Source organism: Paraconexibacter sp. (genome assembly GCF_059438195.1).
This window is the reverse complement of sequence record NZ_JBLKKY010000024.1, coordinates 36523-56462: the sequence shown is the minus strand read 5'-3', so window position 1 is coordinate 56462 and position 19940 is coordinate 36523. Positions and strand designations below refer to the sequence as shown.

Below are 19940 nucleotides of genomic sequence, written 5' to 3'. Positions count from 1 at the left end.
ACTGTCTGGGCTGCCTGGCCTGCGTGCCCGCCTGCCCCTCCGGGGTCGCCTACGCGCCGACGGCGGGTGCCGGCCGGGCGCAGGCCCGCACCGGGCCCTCGGTCGCCGCGGCCCGGACCGAGCCCGTGCTCGCTCCCGCGGCCCTCACCGGCACCCCGTCGCTCACGCTCGCCTTCGCGTCGTTCGAGGCCGCCCCGGACGTCGAGGCGCGCGGTCGCGATCGCGGTCGCGACGGCGCGGGCGCACGGGGCGAGGACGAGGCCGGCGAGAAGGCCCGCGAGGCGGGCGAGGCTCGCGGCAAGGGCGAAGGTCGCAGGAACGGCAAGGGCTCCGGAAAGGGCCGCAAGAGCGGCGAGAAGAGCCGTGGCCGCAAGGGCGGCAAGGCCGGACGGCGCGCACGCGGCGCGTCCGGCGAGCGTCGCGGCGGCACGGGTCGCGGCGGCGGCGGCGCTCAGTCGCCGCGCGCCCCCGTGGCGGTCGCCGCCTCCGCCGGCGGCGGGCCCGCGCCCGCCGGGCGCGGCCGGGGTGCCGGCGGGTCGTCCGGCGGCGGGCACGCGAAGAAGAGCGCGTCGTCGCCGAAGCGCGGCGGGCCGAAGCCCCGCGCGAGCACTCGCGCCACCCCGCCCGGCGGGCAGGCCACTGATCGCCGCGGTGGCGGCAAGCGCGACAAGTCGCGGGGCGATGCGCCCGGGAAGGCCGCGCCCGGCGGCAAGGGCGAGGGCGGCAAGGGTGGCCACGAGAAGGGCGGCGGCGACGGGAACGGCAAGGGCGGCGACCGCCGGTAGCGATCCGGGCGGCGGGCGGCGGGCCCACAGGCGCTAATGTGACGCCCCCGTCATCTTTCCCCGCTCAGGAGGAGTCCGTCCCATGGCCAAGCAGCCCCGCTCCCTCGCCGGCAAGGTCGTCGCGATCACTGGGGGCGCCCGCGGGATCGGCAAGGAGACCGCACGTCACCTCGTCCGCGAGGGGGCGAAGGTGTCCATCGGCGATCTCGACCACGACCTCGCGAAGCAGACGGCGGAGGAGCTCGGCCCGAACGTCGTCGCCTTCCCGCTCAACGTCACCGACCGCGCGTCGTTCAAGGCCTACCTCGACGGCACGGAGGAGGAGCTCGGACCGATCGACGTCCTCGTCAACAACGCCGGGATCATGCAGCTCGGTCGCTTCCTCGAGGAGGACGACGCGACGACCCAGCGCCAGATCGACATCAACGTCAACGGCGTGCTCTGGGGCATGAAGGAGGTCCTCCCGCGGTTCCTCGACCGCGGGACCGGCCACCTCGTCAACATCGCGTCGAGCGCCGGCAAGGGCGGCTTCCCGGGCGGCGCGACCTACTGCGGGACGAAGCACTTCGTCGTCGGCGCGAGCGAGGCGGTCCGCGCCGAGCTGAAGGACACTCCGATCGAGGTCTCGTGCGTCATGCCGGTGGTCGTGAAGACCGAGCTCGCGACCGGGCTCCAGCCGACCCGCGGCGTGAAGCACATCGAGGCCGGCGACGTGGCCGAGGCGATCGTCGACGCGCTCAAGTTCCCGCGCTTCGACGTCTTCGTGCCGAAGTCCGTCGGCGCGATCACCGCGGCGATGGGCGTCCTCCCGCGCCGTGGCCGCGAGGCGATCGCCTCCGCGCTCAAGGCCGACCGCGTCCTCCTCGAGGCGGACGCGAACACGCGTCGCGCCTACGAGCTGCGCGCGTCACGCTCGGAGCCGGGTCTCGAGCCCGGCGACGAGGCGAAGCAGCTCACCGAGTAGCGCCGCCACGCCCGTCGCGGCTCGTTGTCGGCACCGGGGCCGCCTACTAGGGTGGTTCCGGTGCCGGCGGCCACGACGCGACGATGAGCGACGGTCAGCTCCTCCTCGCGGGCGGCGCCCTCCTCGCCCTCGGCCTCCTCGCCTCGCTCCTCGCGGGCCGGCTCCGCATCCCCGGCCTCGTCCTCTTCCTCGCGCTGGGGATGATGCTCGGGTCCGACGGGGTCGGGGAGGTCGACTTCTCCGACTACGAGCTGGCGAAGACCGTCGGCATCATCGCGCTCACCCTCATCCTCTTCGAGGGTGGGCTCGCCGCCGGGTGGCCGGAGATCCGCCCCGTCCTGGGGCCGTCGATCTCGCTCGCGATCGTCGGGACGGCGACGACCGCGCTCGTCACGGGCCTCGCGGCCGCGTGGTTCCTCGGGCTCTCGCTGGAGGAGGGCCTCCTCCTCGGCGCGATCCTCTCCTCGACGGACGGCGCGGCGATCTTCGCCCTCCTGCGCGGGTCGACGCTGCGCCGCCGGCTCGCGCGGTCGCTCGAAGGCGAGGCGGGATTCAACGACCCGGTGGCCGTCCTGCTCGTGCTCGGCTTCGTCGAGGTCATCAGGGACCCCGGCCACGGGCCGATCGACTTCCTCGCGGACTTCGTCGTCGAGCTCGGGATCGGCGCGGTCGCCGGACTCCTCGTCGGATGGCTCGCCGTCGAGGCGTTCCGCCGTGCGCAGCTCGCGAGCGCGGGGCTCTTCCCGGTGGCGTCGCTCGCCGCGGCGGGGGTCGCCTACGGCGGCGCCGACGTCCTCCACGGCTCCGGCTTCCTCGCGGCGTACCTCGCCGGTCTCGCGCTCGGCGGGGCGTCGATCCCGGCCAAGCAGACGATCACCGCGTTCCACGAGGGGCTCGCGTGGGTCGCGCAGCTCGGCATGTTCTTCACGCTCGGCCTGCTCGTCTTCCCCTCGCGGCTCGGCGACGTGTGGCTGGAGGGCCTCGCGATCGCCCTCGTCCTCGTCGTCGTCGCCCGGCCCCTCGCGGCGTTCGTCGCGACGTCGTTCCAGGGCTTCTCCGGCCGCGAGCGCGTCGCGCTCGGCTGGGCGGGCCTGCGCGGCGCGGTGCCGGTCGTCCTCGCGACCTTCCCGGTCATCGAGGGCGTCCCGCGCAGCGAGGAGTTCTTCACGATCGTCTTCTTCGCGGTCGTCGCCTCGACGCTCCTCCAGGGAGCGACGTTCGAGACGGCGGCGAAGCGGCTCGGCGTGACGACGAACGAGCCGGCGCTCCCGCGCGTCCTGCAGGAGGCGGGGACGATCCGGCGGCTCGGGGCCGAGGTCGTCGAGTACGTCGTGCACTCGGACGACGCGGTCGTCGGCGTGAAGGTCCGCGATCTCGGCCTCCCGCGCGAGGCGCTCGTCAACGTCATCGTCCGCGGCGACGAGGCGATCCCGCCGCGCGGCGCGAACACGATCGAGGCGGGGGACAGCGTCCATCTCTTCGTGCGCTCCACGGTCTCGAACGAGATCCGCGATCTGCTCGAGCGCTGGCGGACCGGTCCGATCGGCCCGAAGCCGCGGCCGCGCCGGGCGCCGCGGGCCTACGCGTCGCCGTTCACGGTCGGGCCGTGGGACGCCGCGGACGGCGACCCCTCCGACCCGAAGACGGTCGCGGGCCGCGAGGTCGTCGACCGGCTGCGCCTCCGGCGCGACCGCCCCGGCGCCCTCGTCCTGCTCGACGACGGCGTCCTCGCCGTCACCGGGGAGACGGTCGCCCTCGGCCGCCGGGACCTCCTCGCCGGCTACGCCCGCCGCCGGCTCGCGCGGGCGACCGCCGACTCGGACCGCGCCTGGTGGGCGGAGGTCATCGGCGCCGTCGCCCGCTGACGGCCGGGCGGCCCCTCAGCGGCCCTCGCGCAGCCACTCCGCGATCCGGGCGCCGACGACCGGGCCGCGGTCCTCCTGCAGGAAGTGGGAGGCGCCCTCGATGACCTCCGGGGGCGGGGCGTGGATGATCTCCGCGAAGCGCTCGCCGTTCTTCAGCGGGAGGATCGGGTCGCCGTCCGCCCAGAGGAGGAGCCGGGGGCGCGTGTCGGACGGGTCGCCGAGAGCGTTGAGGACGCGCTGGCCGGCCTCGGCGCCCTCGCCGTCGGGCGTGAGCGGGATCATGAGCGGGAACGCGCGCGCCCCCGCCTTCGCCGCCGGCTCCGGGAACGGGGCGTCGTAGGCGGCGAGGACCTCGTCGGCGACCGGCTGGGCGCAGGCGCCCTTCACGAGCATCGAGATCGGGAGGTCCTCGGTGCGCTCGACGAACGCGCGGAAGTTCTCCCACGCCTCGCTCATCCGCTGCTTGCCGGTGAAGAGCCCGGTGTCGAGGACGACGATCCGCGAGAAGCGCTCCGGCATCTCGACGGCGAGACGGAGCCCGACCGGCCCGCCCCAGTCGTGGACGACGATCGTCGCGTCGCGCAGGTCGAGGTGCGTCATGAGCTCGCTCATGACCGCGACGTGGCGGTCGTAGGTGTACCAGGCGATGTCGGTCGGCTTGTCGGAGCGGCCGAAGCCCGCCATGTCGGGCAGGATGCAGCGGAAGCCCGCCTCCTCCACGGGCGGGTAGGTCGTCCGCCAGAGGAACGACCAGGTCGGCTCGCCGTGCAGGAAGACGACCGGCGTCCCGTCGCGAGGACCTTCGTCGACGTAGGCGATGCGCAGGCCCTCGCCGGTCTCGAAGTAGTGCGGCGGGGCGTCGAAGTCGGGGATGCCGGCGAAGCGCTCGTCGGGGGTGCGGACGATCTCGGTCATGCGAGCGACCCTATCGCCCACCCTGCGGCGAGAGCCGCCGCTCCTGTCGCGGTGGCGAGCGCGACGAGGCGGGCGGCCGGCGCGAGGTCGTGGTGGCGCGCGATGCGGTCGGCCTCGACCATCCAGGTCGAGAAGGTCGTGAACGAGCCGAGCGCCGCGGTGCCCCCGTAGAGGAGGACGTCGTCGCCGGCTCCCGCGCCGACGAGGAGGCCGAGCACCGCCGAGCCGGCGACGTTGACGGCGAGCGTCGCGCGGGCCCCGCCCCCGAGCCGACGCGTCGCGAGGACGCGGGCGAGCGCGCCCGCGGCGGAGAGCACGGCGATCGCGACGGCGGTCACGCCGGCCCCGCGGGCGTCCGGCCGCCCGCCGCGGCGAATCCGGTCCGCGCGGCGACGAGGCCGGCGGCGAGGGTCACCGCGAGGTAGGAGAGGCCGATGACGACGTCGCCGTCGCGGACGAGACGCACGACCTCGAGCTGGAGCGTCGAGAACGTCGTCAGGGCGCCGCAGAGGCCCGGGCCGAGGAACGCGCCCGCCCGGATGCCGAGCCGGCGCCGGGGGTGCGCGGGGTCCGCGTGGAGGAGCCGCGCGGCGACCGCCCCGAGGAGGAGCGCCCCGGCGACGTTGGCGAGGAGGGTCCCCCAGGGCCACGCGCCGTCATCGGCGCCGGCGCCGAGGCCCTCGGCGAGGCCCCACCTCGCGAGCCCGCCGAGCGCGCCGCCGCAGGCGACGGCGAGGAGCGCGGCGCGATGCTCGGATCGCATCGCCGCCGCGCGCGGGTCAGGCCGCCGCGTCCTTCTCGACGCTGCGGACGGGGCGCTGCAGCTCCTTCCAGCGCTCGCTCGCCTCTTCGATCGTCGTGATCGCGGCCTCGCGCGAGTGCCACCCGTCGACCATGACGTGCTTGCCCTCGGGCTGCTTGTAGATCGCGAAGAAGTGCGCGATCTCGTCCCGCAGCGGCTGGGGGAGGTCGTCGAGCGAGTTCATGTGGTTCCAGTTCGGATCCTCCAGCGGGACGCAGAGGACCTTGTCGTCGACGCCCTTGTCGTCGCGCATGCGGAAGAGCGCGATGACCTTGACGGGGATGACGCAGCCGGGGAACGTCGGCTCCGAGACGCACACCATCGCGTCGAGCGGGTCGCCGTCCTCGCCCATCGTGTCCGGGATGAAGCCGTAGTCGGTGGGGTAGACGACGCTCGAGAAGAGGAAGCGATCGAGCTTGATCGCCCCGAGCTCCTCGTCCCACTCGTACTTGTTCCGGCTCCCCTTCGGAATCTCGACGAGGCAGTGCAGTCGGTCGGGTGACATTGCCGAAAGGGTAGGGAGAAGGACGCGCAGGCGGCGGGTCGGGGCACGCGGCGGCCCCCTTCCGACGGGGGATCGATCACCCGGCGTGACCGCGGCCCGCTGATAGGTTCGCTCCGTGTTCCGGGGGATCGAAGGTCCGGGGCCGCGCGCCCGCGGATGGATCGGCGGCCTCGCGACGGCCGCCCTGCTCGCGTTCGCGCCGTCGGCGGGTGCCGCGACGTTCACGGTGACGACCAATGCCGACAGCGGGGCGGGATCGCTGCGGCAGGCGATCGACGACGCGAACGGCGCTCTCGGTGCCGACACGATCAACTTCAACGCCGGCATGGAGATCGCGCCCGCGACCGCCCTGCCGCAGATCACCGAGCAGGTGACGATCGCGGGGACCGCCGACGCGTGCGCCGACGCGGCCCTCGGCGTGGAGATCGACGGCGGAGGCGGGGCCTTCGCCGGCTTCGACATCGGACGCGATGCGACCGGCACGCGCATCTGCCGCCTGTCGATCGTCGGCTTCGCGGGGAACGGGATCGTCACCGCCGCGGACGACACGCTCATCACCGGCAACCTCATCGGCGTCGACGGGTCGGGGTCGGCGGACGCGAACGCCACCGGCGTCTACGTGCAGGACACGCTCGACGGGGTGGACGGCGTCACGATCGGCGGGACCGGCGTCGCCGGGAACGTCATCTCCGCGAACACGAACGCCGGCGTCGCCTTCCGCGGGGTCGGGAGCGGCCACCGCGTCATCGGGAACCGCATCGGCACCGACACGTCCGGCACCGCCTCCCTCGGGGCCCAGGCGTGGGGCGTCGACGTCGCCGACGGCATCGACGTCACGGTCGGCGGGACGGCCGACGCCGAGGGCAACCTCATCTCCGGCAACGGCAGCGCCGGCGTCTACATCGCCGAGGGCCGCGTCGAGGGCAACCTCATCGGGACGAACGCCGCCGGGACCGGCGCCGTCCCGAACGGGACGTCCGGGGTGTACGCCCGCGGGGACGGCGTCGTCGTCGGCGGCACGACGAGTCGCGCCGGCAACACGATCAGCGGCAACGGCTCCTACGGCGTCTTCGTCACCGAGCCGGCGACGATCCAGGGCAACCGCATCGGGACGGACGCGTCGGGGACGGCGGCGCTCGCGTCGCCCCAGGACCGCGGCATCTACCTCCTCTCGAACGCCGGCGGCTCGCTCATCGGCGGATCGGCGGCCGGCGCGGTGAACGTCATCTCGGGCAACGCCGACGAGGGCGTGTACGTCTCGGGGGTCGACGGCGTCGTCGTGCAGGGCAACCTCATCGGCACGGACGCGACCGGGACGTCCGCGGTCCCCAACGACACCGGCGTCGAGACGACGGGTGCGAACACCCTCGTCGGCGGTGCGGGCGCGGGCGAGGGCAACCTCATCGCCGGGAACACGAACGCGTCGGACATCGGCAACGGCGTCTACGACCTCGGCACCGGCACGACGATCCAGGGCAACCAGATCGGGCTCGCCGCGGACGACACGGCGCTGGCCAACGACCGCGGCATCCGGCTCGGATCCATCTCCGACCGCGCGCAGATCGGCGGGACGACGGCCGGGGCGGGGAACGTCATCAGCGGCAACGACATGAGCCAGACGACGAGCGCGGGGATCCTGGCGGGGCAGAACAGCGCGAACGCGACGATCCAGGGCAACGTCATCGGGCTCGCGCCCGACGGCGTCACCCCGCGGCCGAACGACAGCGGGATCCGCGTCGACAAGTCGATCGGCATCACGATCGGCGGCGGCTCCGCCGGTGCCGGCAACGTCATCGCGGGCAACTCGCGGGTGGGCCTCACGATCTCAGGCGGGACGACCGAGAACCCCGTCGTCCAGGGGAACATGATCGGCACCGACGCGGCCGGCTCCCTCGACCTCGGGAACGGCCAGCAGGGCGTCTTCCTCACCAACGCGACGAACGCGCTCATCGGCGGGACCGGCACGGGCGAGGGGAACGTCATCGCCCACAACGGCTTCGAGGGCATCGACGCCGGTCCCGGGAGCGGGACGCTGCTCGGCGCGCGCTTCCTCGGCAACCGCATCTTCGACAACGGCGAGGTCGCGGTCGACCTCGAGGGCGGCGTCGCCGGAGAGGGCCCCGACGCGAACGACCCGGGGGACGTCGACGACGACACGAACCCGAACCGCCTGCAGAACTTCCCCGTGCTCACCGCGGCGGTGACCGACGGCTCGCAGAGCGAGATCGCCGGCACGATCGACACGACGCCGGGCCACACGATCCGCGTCGAGCTCTTCTCGAGCGCGGCGTGCGACGCGTCGGGGTTCGGCGAGGCCGAGCAGCTCCTCGGGTTCGTCGACGTCATCGCGGGCTCGGGTCCGACGCCGTTCACCGCGAACGTCGCCGGCACGACCGCGGGCCACGCCGTCACCGCGACGGCGACGAACTTCACGACCGGCGACGGCTCCGAGCTCTCCCAGTGCCTCACCGCGCAGGCCGGGACCTTCGCGCCGCCCCCGGCTCCGCCCGCGCCGCCGGCCCCGCTCCCGCCGGTCGCGGCCCCGCCGCCCGCCGTCCCGGTCGCGCCCATCGCGGCCGCCGTGCCTGTCACGCCGAAGTTCCCGGCGAAGCTGCGCGTCCTGCGCGCCGGCATCGTCGACGGGAAGCTCGACATGCTCATCGAGATCACCGGCCGCGCGGAGACGCCCGGCGCCGAGCTCGAGCTCGAGTACGAGTCCAACGGCACGACGTCGACGTTCACGGTGCCGATCGAGGACCGTCAGGTGAAGGTCCTCGAGAAGCTGCCGTCGAAGCAGGCGAAGCTCGACACCGGGATCGTCGAGGTGACGTACGCGGGCAACGACGTCGTCGCGCCGGACGAGGTGCGGCTCCGCGCGGCGAGCGGCAAGTCGAAGCTCACGCGGGGCACGGTGAAGATCGAGAACGGGAAGCTCGTCGTCGACGGCACGATCGCGTCGCAGGCGAAGGGCGTCGTCCGCGTGCGGATGCAGTACGACGAACCCGACGGGAGCACAGGGTTCCTCTTCTGGAACGCGACGATCGCCAAGGGCGAGTGGGGCATCGAGGAGACGCTCCCCGCGCAGGCGGCGGCGGGAGGCCATCTCTCGATCCAGTTCACGGGCTACCTTCCCGAGGCGCTGCGCGGCGAGCAGACCTCGAAGCAGGTCCTGCCGTAGAACCGCTCGCGGAAACCGGATCTTCCCCTACGCAGGGGCTTCTCGGCGGGGCGGGGAGATCGCGCGCGGAGCGGTAGCTTTCCCGCCGATGTCCGACGAGATCATCAAGACGTCCATCGACACGGTCCGGACGCTCGCCATCGACGCGGTCGAGGCGGCGAACTCGGGGCACCCGGGGATGCCGATGGCGATGGCGCCCGTCGCCTACGTCCTCTTCGCCGAGGTGATGTCGCACGACCCGAAGGACCCCGCGTGGGTCGATCGCGACCGCTTCGTCCTCAGCGCCGGTCACGGCTCGATGCTGCAGTACGCCGCGCTGCACCTCTCGGGCTACGACCTCTCGCTCGACGATCTCAAGGCGTTCCGGCAGTGGGGGTCGAAGACGCCGGGCCACCCCGAGCGCGACTTCCACGGCGGGCAGCCCCTCACGCCGGGCATCGAGGTGACGACCGGCCCGCTCGGCCAGGGCTTCGCGAACGGCATCGGTCTCGCGATGGCCGAGCGCTTCCTCCGCGAGCGCTTCGGCTCCGAGGTGCAGGACCACCGCACGTACGCGATCTGCTCGGACGGCGACCTCCAGGAGGGGATCGCCTCCGAGGCCGCGTCGCTCGCCGGCCACCTCGGCCTCGGCCGCATCGTCTACGTCTACGACGACAACGACATCTCGCTCGACGGTCCGACCTCGCTGAGCTGGAGCGAGGACGTGACGAAGCGCTTCGAGGCCTACGGCTGGCACGTCCTCACGGTCGAGGACGCCGAGGACGTCGACGCGATCCGCGGGGCGCTCGCCGCCGGCCGGGCCGAGGAGGAGCGGCCGACGCTCATCCGCGTGCGGTCGGTCATCGGCTACCCGTCCCCGAACCGCAAGGGCACGTCGAAGGCCCACGGCGCGCCGCTCGGCGCCGACGAGGTGCGGGCGACGAAGGAGGCGATGGGCTGGGATCCCGACGCGGTCTTCCACGTGCCCGACGGCGTCTACGAGTGCTTCGGCGCGGCCGGCCGTCGCGGCGCCGAGGAGCACGCGGCGTGGACCGAGCGCTACGAGACGTGGCGGGGCGAGGACGCGGCGCGCGCCGCGGCGTGGGACGCGGGCTGGAAGGGCCGCCCGGTCGCCCCGCTGACGAGCGTCCTCCCGCGCGACGCCGAGGACTTCGGCAAGGACTCGATCGCGACCCGCGCCGCCGGCAAGGCGGTGATGGAGGCCTTCGCAGAGCACGTCCCGACGTTCGTCGGCGGGGCCGCGGACCTCTCCAGCTCGACGAGCACGATGGTGCCCGGCGGGGACGCGGAGACGTACTGCAGGGAGCACGCGGGCCGCAACGTCTTCTTCGGCGTCCGCGAGCACGGCATGGGCGGCGTCGTCAACGGCATGGCGGCGCACGGCGGCGTCGTGCGGCCCTACGGATCGACCTTCCTGCAGTTCTCCGACTACATGCGCGGCGCGATCCGCCTCAGCGCGCTCCAGCAGCTCGACGTCGCCTGGGTGTTCACGCACGACTCGGTCGGCCTCGGCGAGGACGGGCCGACCCACCAGCCGGTCGAGCACGTCGCCGCCCTGCGCGCGATCCCCGGCCTCACGGTCATCCGGCCCGCCGATGCCGGCGAGGTCTCCGAGGCGTGGCGGGTCGTCCTCGAGGACGTCGAGGGCCCCGCGGCCCTCGTCCTCACCCGTCAGGGTCTCCCTGTCCTCGACCGCGAGGAGCTCAACGCGGCCCGCGGTCTCGCCTCGGGCGCCTACGTGCTCCGCGAGCCGGAGGGCGAGGAGTCCGCGGTCATCATCGCGACGGGCTCCGAGGTCCACGTCGCGCTCGAGGCGGCGACGACGCTCGCCGGCGAGGGCGTCCACGCGCGCGTCGTCTCGATGCCGAGCTGGGAGCTCTTCGAGAAGCTCGACGCCGCCGCCCAGGACGACGTGCTGCCGCCCGACCTGCCCACGGTCTCGATCGAGGCGGGCGTGACCTTCGGCTGGGATCGGTTCGCGGACGTCCCGATCGGGATCGACCGCTTCGGCGCGAGCGCGCCGGGCCCCGAGGTCCTCGAGCGTCTCGGCATCACGCCGACCGCGGTCGTCGACGCGGTGAAGGAGCTCATCGCCGAGCAGTCGTAGCCCGCCCCCCCCTGACGAAACTCACGCCCAGCGTGAGGAACGTCAGGCGGGCGGAGGGTGTTGCCGAGACGTCGCGGATTCTGCGCGTGGTCTCCGCAGTCGCGTCTTGAGCCGTCGCAGCGTCCTGGCGGACGCTCCGTGGCATGCCGCGCCGTCGCCCTCATCCGCACGACCCTGACGAAACTCACGCTGGGCGTGAGGAACGTCAGTCGCGCGGGGCCTGGCGGCGTGCTGCGGCGATCGCCACCTCGTGCGAGGGCGCGATCGGCCTCGACGAGATGCGTGGCGCCGGCCTCACGGCGCCGCAGGTCTGGCGGGCGTGCCTCGCCGGTCGGCTGTTCCGCCGCTACCGCGCCGTCTATCTCCTCGGACACGAGTTCACGACCGAGCGCGCGCGCCTCTTTCTCGCGATGAAGGCGCTCGGGCGGGCCGCCGTCCTCTCGCACGCCTCCGCCGCGGCGTTCTGGGGTCTGCTCCGGCGCTGGGACGGAGCCGTCCACATCACCGTCCCGACGCAGCGGCGTCCGCGGCGGGGCATCGTCCTCCACGTCGCCGAGCTCGACCCCCGCCGAGACGTCGTCCACCGCCGCGGGTTCGCGGTCACCACGGTCGTGCAGACGCTCGCCGACTGCGCCGGCACGGTGGCACCGCCGGTGCTCGAGGCCATGATGAGCGAGGCCGAGCACCTCGGCATGCTCACGCCGCGGGCGGTCGAGCAGATCAGGGCGGCCGTGAAGGGCCGCCCCGGGGCGCGTGCCCTCACGCGACTCCTCGACGCCCGCGACCCCGGCCGGGGCCGGACCCGCGGCTGGCTCGAGCGCCGCTGGGCTCGCTTCGCCCGCGAGTGGGGGCTGCCGCGCTACCAGCGCGGGCGGCACATCGACATGGGCGCGGGTGAGATCCGGGAGATCGACGTCCTCTTCCCGGCGAACGGGACGCGCGGCCGGCGGATCGTCGAGCTCGACGTCTTCGCGACCCACGACGCGCGCCGGCAGCGGTTCGGCCGGGATCGACGCCGCGACAGGCGCCTCGTCGCCACCGGGGACCTCACGATGCGCGTCACCGAGGACGACTTCCTCCACCACGAGGTCGAGCTCGCCGAGGACGTATGGCGGTTCCTCGGGGACGAGGAGCGTGCCGACGCGATCCGCGACGGCGCACGGAAACCCCATCCCCACTGACGAAACTCACGCGCAGCGTGAGTTTCGTCAGGTTGGTGGGTCAGGCGAGCGTCATGCCGCCGGCGCCGTCGAAGCGGACGGCGCGGCCGATCGGGTCCTCGCCGTCGACGAACGCCACGACCGTCGAGGGGTCCTCGCTCTTGCCGACGGCGCGACGGCCGTCCTCCGTCACCCCGGTCGCGATCGCGAGCGTCGCGCGGCCGTCGCGGTCGTAGAGGGCGGTGTACGTCTCGACCGGCGCCGCGATCTCTTCGCCGACCACGACGTCGCGGCGCGGGAGGGCGTCGACCTGGGGCTGGGTGTCGAGGTTCGCGAAGGGCCGGGCCGGCCGCGTCAGCGGGCCGCCGAGGACGGCGATCCCGTGCTTCGTGAGGTACCAGCCGACCCCGGTCGCGACGCCGAGGCCCGCGGGGTCCCGCCGGAGCCGGTCGACGAGCGTGGCGAGCGAGTGGAGGACGTAGCCGTTCGCCGGGCCGCCCGCGAACGTGAGCCCGCCGGTCACGGTCGGCGCACGCTCCGGGTCCTCGAGGTCGACGCCCATCTCGCGGGCCGCGATCTGCACCGCGGACGGGAAGCACGAGTAGACGTCGAGGTGCGCGACCTCGTCGATCGTGACGCCCGCGTGGCCGAGCGCGGCCCGGCCGTTCGCCGCGATCGCGGGCGAGTGCGCGAGCGAGTCGCGCTCGGTCACGAACCAGTGGTCGGTCGACGTCGCGGTCGCGTGGACGGGGACCCAGCGCTCCTCCGGGATCCCGGCCGAGCGGGCGGCCCCGGCGCTCATGAGCAGGAGCGCCGCCGCCTGATCGACCGCGATGTTCGCGTTGAGGAGCTTCGGATACGGGTCGGAGACGAGGCGGTTCTCCGGCGACGGCGTGCCGAGGACCTCCGGGTCGACCGGCGGGTCGCGCGTCCACGCGTGCGGGTTCTCGCGCGCGACCTCCGCGAACCGCGCCCACAGGCGCGCGGCGCGGGCGCGCTGCTCCTCCCGCGTGCGTCCCTCGTCCGCGCGCAGCGCGTGCTCGAAGAGCGGGTAGTAGAAGATCGGCGCCATGAGGCCCGCCGCGGTCTCGGCCTCGTTCGACGGCTCGCGGTCGGACCCCACGCTCCACGTCGGCGCGGTGCCCTCGTCCTGCGTCGGCCAGCCGGTCGCCGGGCCGCCCTTCACCTCCGCCATGAACGCGGAGAACACCTCGGCGAACGAGATGAGCGCGGCGTCGGCCTCCCCCGCGGCGATCCGCGCCGCGAGGTCGCCGAGGAGCGCGACCGGCCCGGTCCCGCCCCGCGCCGTGCGGACGGTCGCCCGCGGCGAGATTCCGAGCTCCGCCGCCATCAGCGCCGCCGGGTCGGGCACCGGCCAGGAGAAGAGGTCGATCGACGCGGCGATCTCGACCTTCCCGAGGAGGACGCCGCTGCCGATCGACGCCTGCGCGTCGCGGACCGCCTCCCGGCCCACCTCGGCCATGAGGACGTGCGGCGCGGGGACCGGCCCGTCCTGCGGCCGCTGCGAGCGCTGCGCGGCGCCGACGAGGACGGGCGTACGGGGGTCGAGCTCGGTCATCGCTGCGGCAGAGTAGTGCGCCGCGCTCACCACCCGTCGGACGCCTCGCGGGGCGGTCGCGGCCGGGACGGTCCCGCGTCACTCCATCTCGGCGAGCACGATCCCGGCGTCCGCGCTGACGGTGACGTGGATCGCCGCGGGCTCCCGCACCCACGAGATGAGGTTGAGCGCGGTGAGCCGGTCGAGGAAGAACTGGAACGCCGCCGCCTGCGCACGCGACTCGTACTCCCGCAGCACGTCGAAGGAGTAGCCGGTCGTGTGGAGCGAGTAGTTGCGCGTCGCCTCGCGGTTGCGTCGCACGAGGACGCGCTGGTACTCGAGGTCGCGCGCCGTGCTCGTGACGACGAGCGGCTCCTCGGCGTCCGACAGCTCCTGCACGCCCGTCCCGATGTACTCGAGGACCGCGAGCGCCTCCGGCCGCAGCGCCCGGTAGAGGCGCTTGGACTGCTTCAGGCGCGGAGCGAGCTCGCCCATGTCGGGGTGGATCGCGAGCCCGTTGTCGGCCATCCGCTCGCGGTCGAGCCGGACGAGCGTCCCCGACGCCTGCGCGCGCCCGAGGTCGAAGGGGTCCTCGAAGATCTCCGTCGAGCCCTCGGGGTGGAGGACCTCCTCCGCGGAGTTCTTCGCGGTCATCAGGTCGGCGTGGCGTGCGAGGGCCTCGGGGTCCGCGCGCCAGCGCGCCATGAGGTCCCGCGCGGCGTAGACCCGCCAGAGGTACGTCGCCGAGTCGTCGCCGAGCGTCGCGAGGAAGCGGTGGGTCTCCGGGTGCCGCGCGGGCGTCGTGTCGAAGTACAGCTGCGCGTACGACGCCTCATCGTCGCCGAAGAGCTCGAGCGCGCGCTGCACGTTCCCGACCCCCATGTGGTAGCTGGCGAGCGCGAGATCGTCGCGGCCGAGCTGCTCCTTGGCGAACTTCAGGTAGCGGATCGTCCCCGCGAGCGCCTTCTCCGGGTCGAAGCGCTCGTCGACCCTCCGGCGGACGCGCCGCCGGGCCTCCGCCTTGCGCCCGCGCAGGATCCCGCGCGTCAGCCGCTCGCTCGCCTCGACGTCGACCTCCATCTCGAGGAGGTCCGTCGCGGTCCCCGCGAGGATCTGCGTGAGCCCCGCCGCCCCCTCGAGGTCGTCCGACGCCCGCGCGTTCGGCCGCCCTGCGCTCTCGAGGAGGACGAGCGCCTCGAGCGTGTCCGCGTCGATGATCCCGTCGGAGGTCGCCGCAGCCGCCTCGATCTCGTCGCGCCAGCGCGCGGTGCGCTCGGCGCTCGCGACGGCGCCGCCGGGGCTCTTCGCGTAGAGGACGTGCGCGAGGCCCTGCGTGGCGCGGGCCTCGAGGCTCTCCTCCGCCTCCGCCGAGAAGGCGAGGGGGTCGCGGCCCTCGTCGGGGTTCCCCGGCGTGAGCGGCTCGTCGCCGCCGAACGCGAGGACGCCGGCGGCGACGGGCGCGCCGATGATGAGGATCGCCGCGAGAGCGATGAGGAGGAGGCGGGGCCGGGAGAGGCGCCGCTCGGGCGGATGAGGCTCGGGGACCACTCCCTTTACGGTTCCACACGATGGAGATCAGCGCGCAGACGGAGCGGCTCGACCGCGACCTCATCCACCGGTTCCTCAGCGAGGAGGCGTACTGGTCGCGCGGCGTGAGCCGGGAGATGGTCGACCGCGCGATCGACAACTCCCTCTGCTTCGGCGCCTACGACGACGACGGCGCCCAGGTCGGCTTCTGCCGCGTCGTCACCGACCACGCGACCTTCGCGTGGGTCTGCGACGTCTTCGTCGTCCGCGAGGCGCGAGGTCGCGGGGCGGCGAAGGAGCTCATCGCGGCCGTCGTCGCGCACCCCTCCATGCAGGTCGTGCGCCGCATCGTCCTCGCGACCGAGGACGCCCACGGCCTCTACGAGAAGTTCGGGTTCCGGCCGCTCGACGACGTCTACAAGTGGCTCATGCGCCGGCCCGGTGAAGCTTCGGGCGCGTAGGATCACCGGCCATGGCCGGAACCTCCATCCCCGTCCCCCCGCCGGTCGAGGGCGCTCGCCGCTCATGGGTCGACGCCCGCGGCGTGCGCTTCCACGTCACGGAGTCCGGTCCGCAGGACGGCGTGCCCGTCCTCTGCCTCCACGGCTGGCCGCAGCACCACCTCGTCTGGCGGCCGCTCCTCGCCGACCCGCCCGCCGGCCTGCGGATCATCGCCCCCGACCTCCCCGGCTACGGGTGGTCGGGCCCGGCGCCGCACCGCTGGGCGAAGGAGGACGTCGCGACGGACCTCCTCGCCCTCATGGACGCGCTGGGCCTCTCCGGCCCCGTCGGTCTCGTCGGCCACGACTGGGGCGGCTGGATCGGGCACCTCCTCTGCCTGCGCGCCCCGGAGCGGTTCACCGCCTATCTCGCGGTGAACATCGCCCATGTGTGGAACGGTCCGCGCCAGACCCTCCCGCACCTCTGGCGCTTCGCGCAGTACCAGCCTCTCGTCGCGACGCTCGGCGTGCCCCTCCAGCGGCGCACCCCCGCCCTGCGCCTCCTCTTCCGCATGGCCCTGTCCGCCCCCGGCGCGATGAGCCCGCAGGACATCGCGCTCTACGCCGACCGCTTCCGCGACCCCATCTGCGCCCGGGCGGCGACCGACACGTACCGCACGTTCCTCCTGCGCGAGCTGCCGGCGCTCGCGCGGCGCCCCGAGGGCCGCCGCTCGCAGGTCCCGACCCGCGCGCTGTTCGGCACGGGCGACGTCGCGATCCACCCCTCGCTCGCCGACCCGGCGACCGCGAACGCCGACGACTACACCCTCGAGCGGGTCGAGGGCTGCGGGCACTTCCTCCCCGACGAGCGTCCGGATCTCCTCGTCGAACGGGTGGGCGCGCTCTTCGCGACGACGTAGGGTCGTCCGTGCGACCGCGCACATCCGCGGTTCCAAGGCATCCCTCAGCGGGAAAGAGCACGTAGATCTCATATGGCCTCTCCTTCCGTGCGCCCCGGCGGCGTCTCCCTCGATCCCGACGCCCTCGGGCGCTACCTCGACGGCCCCCACGGCGAGATCCGCCGGCAGGTCCGCGCGCTCCTCGCCGAGCACGAGCCGGTCGGCGAGATCTCGCGGACGGCCCACCGCGAGCTCGTCATGGAGCGCATGCGCGGGTTCGCCGAGGCGGGCCTCACCGGCATCGGCTTCCCCGAGGCGGTCGGCGGGGGCGCCGACGCCGGGGGCGCCGTCGCGGCGATCGAGTCGCTCGCCCACGGCGACGTCTCGCTCATGGTGAAGTGCGGCGTGCAGTTCGGCCTCTGGGGTGGCGCGATCACCCACCTCGGCACGGAGGAGCACCACCGGGCCTACCTCCCGGCGACGATCGCCGGCGAGCTGCCCGGATGCTTCGCGATGACGGAGTACGCGCACGGCTCCGACGTCCAGTCGCTCGCGACGACCGCCACCTTCGATCCCGACGCCGACGAGTTCGTCATCTCGACGCCGGACGACGACGCGCGCAAGGACTACATCGGCAACGCCGCGCGGGACGGCCGCATCGCCGCGGTCTTCGCCCAGCTCGTCACCGGGGGCGAGTCGCACGGCGTCCACGCCTTCGTCGTCCCGCTCCGCGACGAGCACGGCGTCCCCCTCCCGGGCATCCGCATCGAGGACTGCGGACCCAAGCTCGGCCTCAACGGCGTCGACAACGGCCGCATCTGGTTCGACGACGTCCGCGTCCCGCGCGGCGCCCTCCTCAACCGCTACGCGGACGTCGATCGGGACGGGACCTACTCGAGCCCGATCGAGAACCCCGACCGTCGCTTCTTCACGATGCTCGGCACGCTCGTCCAGGGCCGCGTCGCGGTCGGCGGCGCGGGTCTGGCGGCGACGAAGAACGCGATGACGATCGCGGTCCGCCACGGCCTGCGCCGGCGCCAGTTCGGCCCGGACGGCGGGCGCAGCGAGGCGCTCCTCCTCGACTACCGCACCCATCAGCGTCGCCTCCTCCCGCGGCTCGCGGCGACCTACGCGCTCCACTTCGCGCAGGCGCGGCTCCTCGAGGACTTCCACCGCGTCTTCACCGACCCCGACGCCGACGAGCGCGACCGTCGCCGGCTCGAGACCTCCGCGGCGGGCATCAAGGCGCTCGCGACGTGGCACGCGACCGACACGATCCAGGCGTGCCGCGAGGCGTGCGGGGGCCTCGGCTACCTCACCGAGAACCGCTTCGCCGCCCTCAAGGCGGACACCGACGTCTTCACGACGTTCGAGGGCGACAACACGGTGCTCCTCCAGCTCGTCGCGAAGTCGCTCCTCACCGACTACAAGGACCAGTTCGAGGTCCTCGACGCCGCCGGCATGGCGCGGTTCGTCGCCGAGCAGGCGATCGACACCGTCGTCGAGAAGAGCCTCGCCCGGCAGCTCGTCGGCGCGCTCGTCGACGTCATCCCAGGCGTCGACGACGAGCGCGACGTCCGCGACCGCGACTTCCAGCTCGAGCTGCTGCGCTGGCGCGAGGAGCACGTCATCGGCGGCGTCGCGCGGCGCCTCAAGCGGGGCATCGACGCCGGCCACGAGCCGTTCGACGTCTTCGGCGCCTGCCAGGACCACCTCGTCACCGCGGCGCGCGCACACGTCGAGCGCGTCGTCTTCGAGGCGTTCTGCGACGCGGTCGAGCGGTGCGAGGACAGCTCGCTGCGCGCGTCGCTCGACCGCCTCAGCGACCTCTACGCGCTCTCCGTCATCGAGTCCGAGCGCGGCTGGTTCCTCGAGCACGGACGTCTCAGCGCGCAGCGCTCGAAGCGCATCACGCGAGAGGTGAACGACCTCTGCGACGAGGTGCGGCAGGAGGCCGGCGCTCTCGTCGACGCGTTCGGCATCCCGGACGCCGTGCTCGCGGCCCCGATCGCGACCTGAGGGGTCGCGACCGGGGACCGCGGGGCGCGGGGATCAGGCCGGGTCGCCGGCCGCGCCGGTGGGCGGGGTGAAGCTCGCCCCGGAGTCGGAGCCCTCCTCCGCGGCCGGCGGCGGGCCGCCGAACGGGCCGCCCGGGCCGTGATGGCCCCCGCGCCCGAAGGCGCCGCGCGGAGGCCTCTCGCCCGAGGCGAAGCGGTCGAACATCTCGTCGAAGCGCTCGAGCATCTCGGTGCGCTGGTCGGCGGTGAGCTTGTCGTCCTCGACCGCCTGCGCGAGCTTCTCCTCGACCTCCTTGCGGACGGCCGACTTCACGGCCGCGAGGCTCTTGCCCTCGGCCTTCGCGATCTCCTCGAGCGTGTCGCCGCCGCGGAAGCGGTCGATGAGCTCGGAGCGCTCGAGCCCGAGCGCCGTCGCCGCGGCGTCGACGATCTCGCCGGGGCCGCCGGGGCCGCCGGGGTGATGGCCGGGGCCGCGGCCGTGCGGCCCGCCGGGGAGCCCGAGGACCGTGCCGTGCTCGGCGCGGCGCTCCTTCATGCGCTCGGCCTGCGCCTCCGTGAGCTTGCCGTCGGCGACGGCCTCGTCGATCTGGGCGTCCTGGGCCTTCGCGAGCGCATCGCGCAGCTCGTCGCTGGAGACGTCGAGTCGCTTCGCGGCATCCGCGAGGACGGCGCTCTCGGCCTGCTTGCGCTCGTCGGAGGCCGTGGCGGCGATGGCGCCGGCGGCACCGGCGCCGGCCGCGAGGACGGCGGCTCCGGTGATCAGGAACTTGCGGGGGATCATCGGATCTCCTGTCGGTGGGTCGAGCGGGTCATGGCGCCGAGTATCGGATCGGTGCCTGAAGACGCCGTCTGCGCTCCCTGAGAGGAGACTGAGAATCCCGCCCGGGAACGACGACGGCGCCGGTCGGGGACCGGCGCCGTCATCAGGGGGAGGAGAGAGAGAGGGAGGAGCTAGGCGGCGACGGCGATGCCGGCGTCGACCTCGAGGAGGTCGATCTCGTCCACGGCGCGCCAGGCGTCGCGGACGTCGGTGAAGCCGCCGATGCGGCGGGCGCTGCCGCCTGCGAGGGTGTGGAGGACGACGCCGTCGGCGTCGTGCGTCAGGACGAGGCCGTCGCCGACGACGGGCCGGGACTCGGGGGAGGTGGGGGACATGGCGCCTCGCTTGGGTTCGGTTCTGGGTGGGGGGACGACGGAGCCGCTCACGCGCCTTCCGT

16 protein-coding genes and 1 pseudogene are annotated in these 19940 nt (G+C 74.0%); 9 read left to right on the top strand and 8 right to left on the bottom strand.

What is annotated here, in order from left to right:
- The 3 genes and pseudogenes from ACME2J_RS10450 to ACME2J_RS10440 all read left to right on the top strand — a co-directional run.
- Window positions 1–785 (top strand): annotated as a pseudogene (locus ACME2J_RS10450) (hypothetical protein); the annotation flags it as partial.
- An 82-nt stretch (window positions 786–867) separates the two neighbouring features.
- Window positions 868–1749, top strand: coding sequence for an SDR family oxidoreductase (locus tag ACME2J_RS10445; RefSeq protein ID WP_495544850.1), 882 nt, complete (start codon window positions 868–870; stop codon window positions 1747–1749).
- An 83-nt stretch (window positions 1750–1832) separates the two neighbouring features.
- A complete protein-coding gene (locus tag ACME2J_RS10440) occupies window positions 1833–3614 on the top strand; it encodes a potassium/proton antiporter (protein ID WP_495544849.1) in 1782 nt (593 codons plus the stop codon).
- A gap of 15 nt (window positions 3615–3629) precedes the next feature.
- Here the strand turns inward: ACME2J_RS10440 and ACME2J_RS10435 are convergent, their stop codons facing one another.
- Genes ACME2J_RS10435 through ACME2J_RS10420 form a run of 4 tightly spaced genes read right to left on the bottom strand, consistent with a single transcriptional unit; the run spans window position 3630 to window position 5836 of the window.
- Window positions 3630–4529 carry a haloalkane dehalogenase gene (locus ACME2J_RS10435; RefSeq protein WP_495544848.1) on the bottom strand — a complete coding sequence of 300 codons (900 nt, stop codon included), beginning with the start codon at window positions 4527–4529 and terminating at the stop codon, window positions 3630–3632.
- On the bottom strand, window positions 4526–4867 hold the full coding sequence (locus ACME2J_RS10430; RefSeq protein ID WP_495544847.1) for a CrcB family protein: 342 nt from the start codon (window positions 4865–4867) through the stop codon (window positions 4526–4528). Before ACME2J_RS10430 ends, ACME2J_RS10435 begins: the two co-directional genes overlap by 4 nt.
- The gene (locus ACME2J_RS10425; protein ID WP_495544846.1) at window positions 4864–5292 is read right to left on the bottom strand and encodes a fluoride efflux transporter FluC; all 429 of its coding nucleotides are present in this window, start codon (window positions 5290–5292) and stop codon (window positions 4864–4866) included. Before ACME2J_RS10425 ends, ACME2J_RS10430 begins: the two co-directional genes overlap by 4 nt.
- Window positions 5293–5308: 16 nt before the next feature.
- The gene (locus tag ACME2J_RS10420) at window positions 5309–5836 is read right to left on the bottom strand and encodes an inorganic diphosphatase (protein WP_495544845.1); all 528 of its coding nucleotides are present in this window, start codon (window positions 5834–5836) and stop codon (window positions 5309–5311) included.
- Window positions 5837–5951: 115 nt separating this feature from the next.
- On the opposite strand from ACME2J_RS10420, the gene ACME2J_RS10415 reads away from it, so the two are divergent.
- The 3 genes from ACME2J_RS10415 to ACME2J_RS10405 all read left to right on the top strand — a co-directional run bounded on the left by ACME2J_RS10415 (window position 5952) and on the right by ACME2J_RS10405 (window position 12302).
- Window positions 5952–9014, top strand: coding sequence for a beta strand repeat-containing protein (locus ACME2J_RS10415; RefSeq protein WP_495544844.1), 3063 nt, complete (start codon window positions 5952–5954; stop codon window positions 9012–9014).
- A gap of 88 nt (window positions 9015–9102) precedes the next feature.
- Window positions 9103–11121 carry a transketolase gene (gene tkt / locus ACME2J_RS10410; RefSeq protein ID WP_495544843.1) on the top strand — a complete coding sequence of 673 codons (2019 nt, stop codon included), beginning with the start codon at window positions 9103–9105 and terminating at the stop codon, window positions 11119–11121.
- 278 nt (window positions 11122–11399) lie between these two features.
- Complete coding sequence (locus tag ACME2J_RS10405) at window positions 11400–12302, top strand: hypothetical protein (RefSeq protein WP_495544842.1); 903 nt, start codon at window positions 11400–11402, stop codon at window positions 12300–12302.
- Between the two features lie 40 nt (window positions 12303–12342).
- Here the strand turns inward: ACME2J_RS10405 and ACME2J_RS10400 are convergent, their stop codons facing one another.
- Both ACME2J_RS10400 and ACME2J_RS10395 read right to left on the bottom strand, forming a co-directional pair.
- A complete protein-coding gene (locus tag ACME2J_RS10400) occupies window positions 12343–13860 on the bottom strand; it encodes an acetyl-CoA acetyltransferase (RefSeq protein WP_495544841.1) in 1518 nt (505 codons plus the stop codon).
- A gap of 78 nt (window positions 13861–13938) precedes the next feature.
- Complete coding sequence (locus tag ACME2J_RS10395) at window positions 13939–15387, bottom strand: DUF5715 family protein (protein ID WP_495544840.1); 1449 nt, start codon at window positions 15385–15387, stop codon at window positions 13939–13941.
- A 20-nt stretch (window positions 15388–15407) separates the two neighbouring features.
- Between ACME2J_RS10395 and ACME2J_RS10390 the strand changes: the two genes are divergently transcribed.
- From ACME2J_RS10390 to ACME2J_RS10380, 3 genes are all read left to right on the top strand, one after another.
- Entirely contained in the window at window positions 15408–15827 is a 420-nt protein-coding gene (locus ACME2J_RS10390) for a GNAT family N-acetyltransferase (protein ID WP_495544839.1), read from the top strand.
- 11 nt (window positions 15828–15838) lie between these two features.
- Window positions 15839–16726, top strand: coding sequence for an alpha/beta fold hydrolase (locus ACME2J_RS10385; RefSeq protein ID WP_495544838.1), 888 nt, complete (start codon window positions 15839–15841; stop codon window positions 16724–16726).
- Between the two features lie 72 nt (window positions 16727–16798).
- Window positions 16799–18724, top strand: coding sequence for an acyl-CoA dehydrogenase family protein (locus tag ACME2J_RS10380; RefSeq protein ID WP_495544837.1), 1926 nt, complete (start codon window positions 16799–16801; stop codon window positions 18722–18724).
- 33 nt (window positions 18725–18757) lie between these two features.
- On the opposite strand, the gene ACME2J_RS10375 is transcribed toward ACME2J_RS10380, so the two are convergent.
- Both ACME2J_RS10375 and ACME2J_RS10370 read right to left on the bottom strand, forming a co-directional pair.
- Window positions 18758–19504, bottom strand: coding sequence for a hypothetical protein (locus ACME2J_RS10375; protein WP_495544836.1), 747 nt, complete (start codon window positions 19502–19504; stop codon window positions 18758–18760).
- Between the two features lie 170 nt (window positions 19505–19674).
- Complete coding sequence (locus ACME2J_RS10370) at window positions 19675–19878, bottom strand: hypothetical protein (RefSeq protein ID WP_495544835.1); 204 nt, start codon at window positions 19876–19878, stop codon at window positions 19675–19677.
- Between the last annotated feature and the right edge of the window lie 62 nt (window positions 19879–19940).

Coding starts and splice junctions, on each gene's coding strand:
- ACME2J_RS10445 (WP_495544850.1), top strand. CDS start 868: ATGGCCAAGCAGCCCCGCTCCCTCGCCGGCAAGGTCGTCGCGATCACT.
- ACME2J_RS10440 (WP_495544849.1), top strand. CDS start 1,833: ATGAGCGACGGTCAGCTCCTCCTCGCGGGCGGCGCCCTCCTCGCCCTC.
- ACME2J_RS10435 (WP_495544848.1), bottom strand. CDS start 4,529: ATGACCGAGATCGTCCGCACCCCCGACGAGCGCTTCGCCGGCATCCCC.
- ACME2J_RS10425 (WP_495544846.1), bottom strand. CDS start 5,292: ATGCGATCCGAGCATCGCGCCGCGCTCCTCGCCGTCGCCTGCGGCGGC.
- ACME2J_RS10420 (WP_495544845.1), bottom strand. CDS start 5,836: ATGTCACCCGACCGACTGCACTGCCTCGTCGAGATTCCGAAGGGGAGC.
- tkt (WP_495544843.1), top strand. CDS start 9,103: ATGTCCGACGAGATCATCAAGACGTCCATCGACACGGTCCGGACGCTC.
- ACME2J_RS10405 (WP_495544842.1), top strand. CDS start 11,400: ATGCGTGGCGCCGGCCTCACGGCGCCGCAGGTCTGGCGGGCGTGCCTC.
- ACME2J_RS10400 (WP_495544841.1), bottom strand. CDS start 13,860: ATGACCGAGCTCGACCCCCGTACGCCCGTCCTCGTCGGCGCCGCGCAG.
- ACME2J_RS10390 (WP_495544839.1), top strand. CDS start 15,408: ATGGAGATCAGCGCGCAGACGGAGCGGCTCGACCGCGACCTCATCCAC.
- ACME2J_RS10385 (WP_495544838.1), top strand. CDS start 15,839: ATGGCCGGAACCTCCATCCCCGTCCCCCCGCCGGTCGAGGGCGCTCGC.
- ACME2J_RS10380 (WP_495544837.1), top strand. CDS start 16,799: ATGGCCTCTCCTTCCGTGCGCCCCGGCGGCGTCTCCCTCGATCCCGAC.
- ACME2J_RS10375 (WP_495544836.1), bottom strand. CDS start 19,504: ATGATCCCCCGCAAGTTCCTGATCACCGGAGCCGCCGTCCTCGCGGCC.
- ACME2J_RS10370 (WP_495544835.1), bottom strand. CDS start 19,878: ATGTCCCCCACCTCCCCCGAGTCCCGGCCCGTCGTCGGCGACGGCCTC.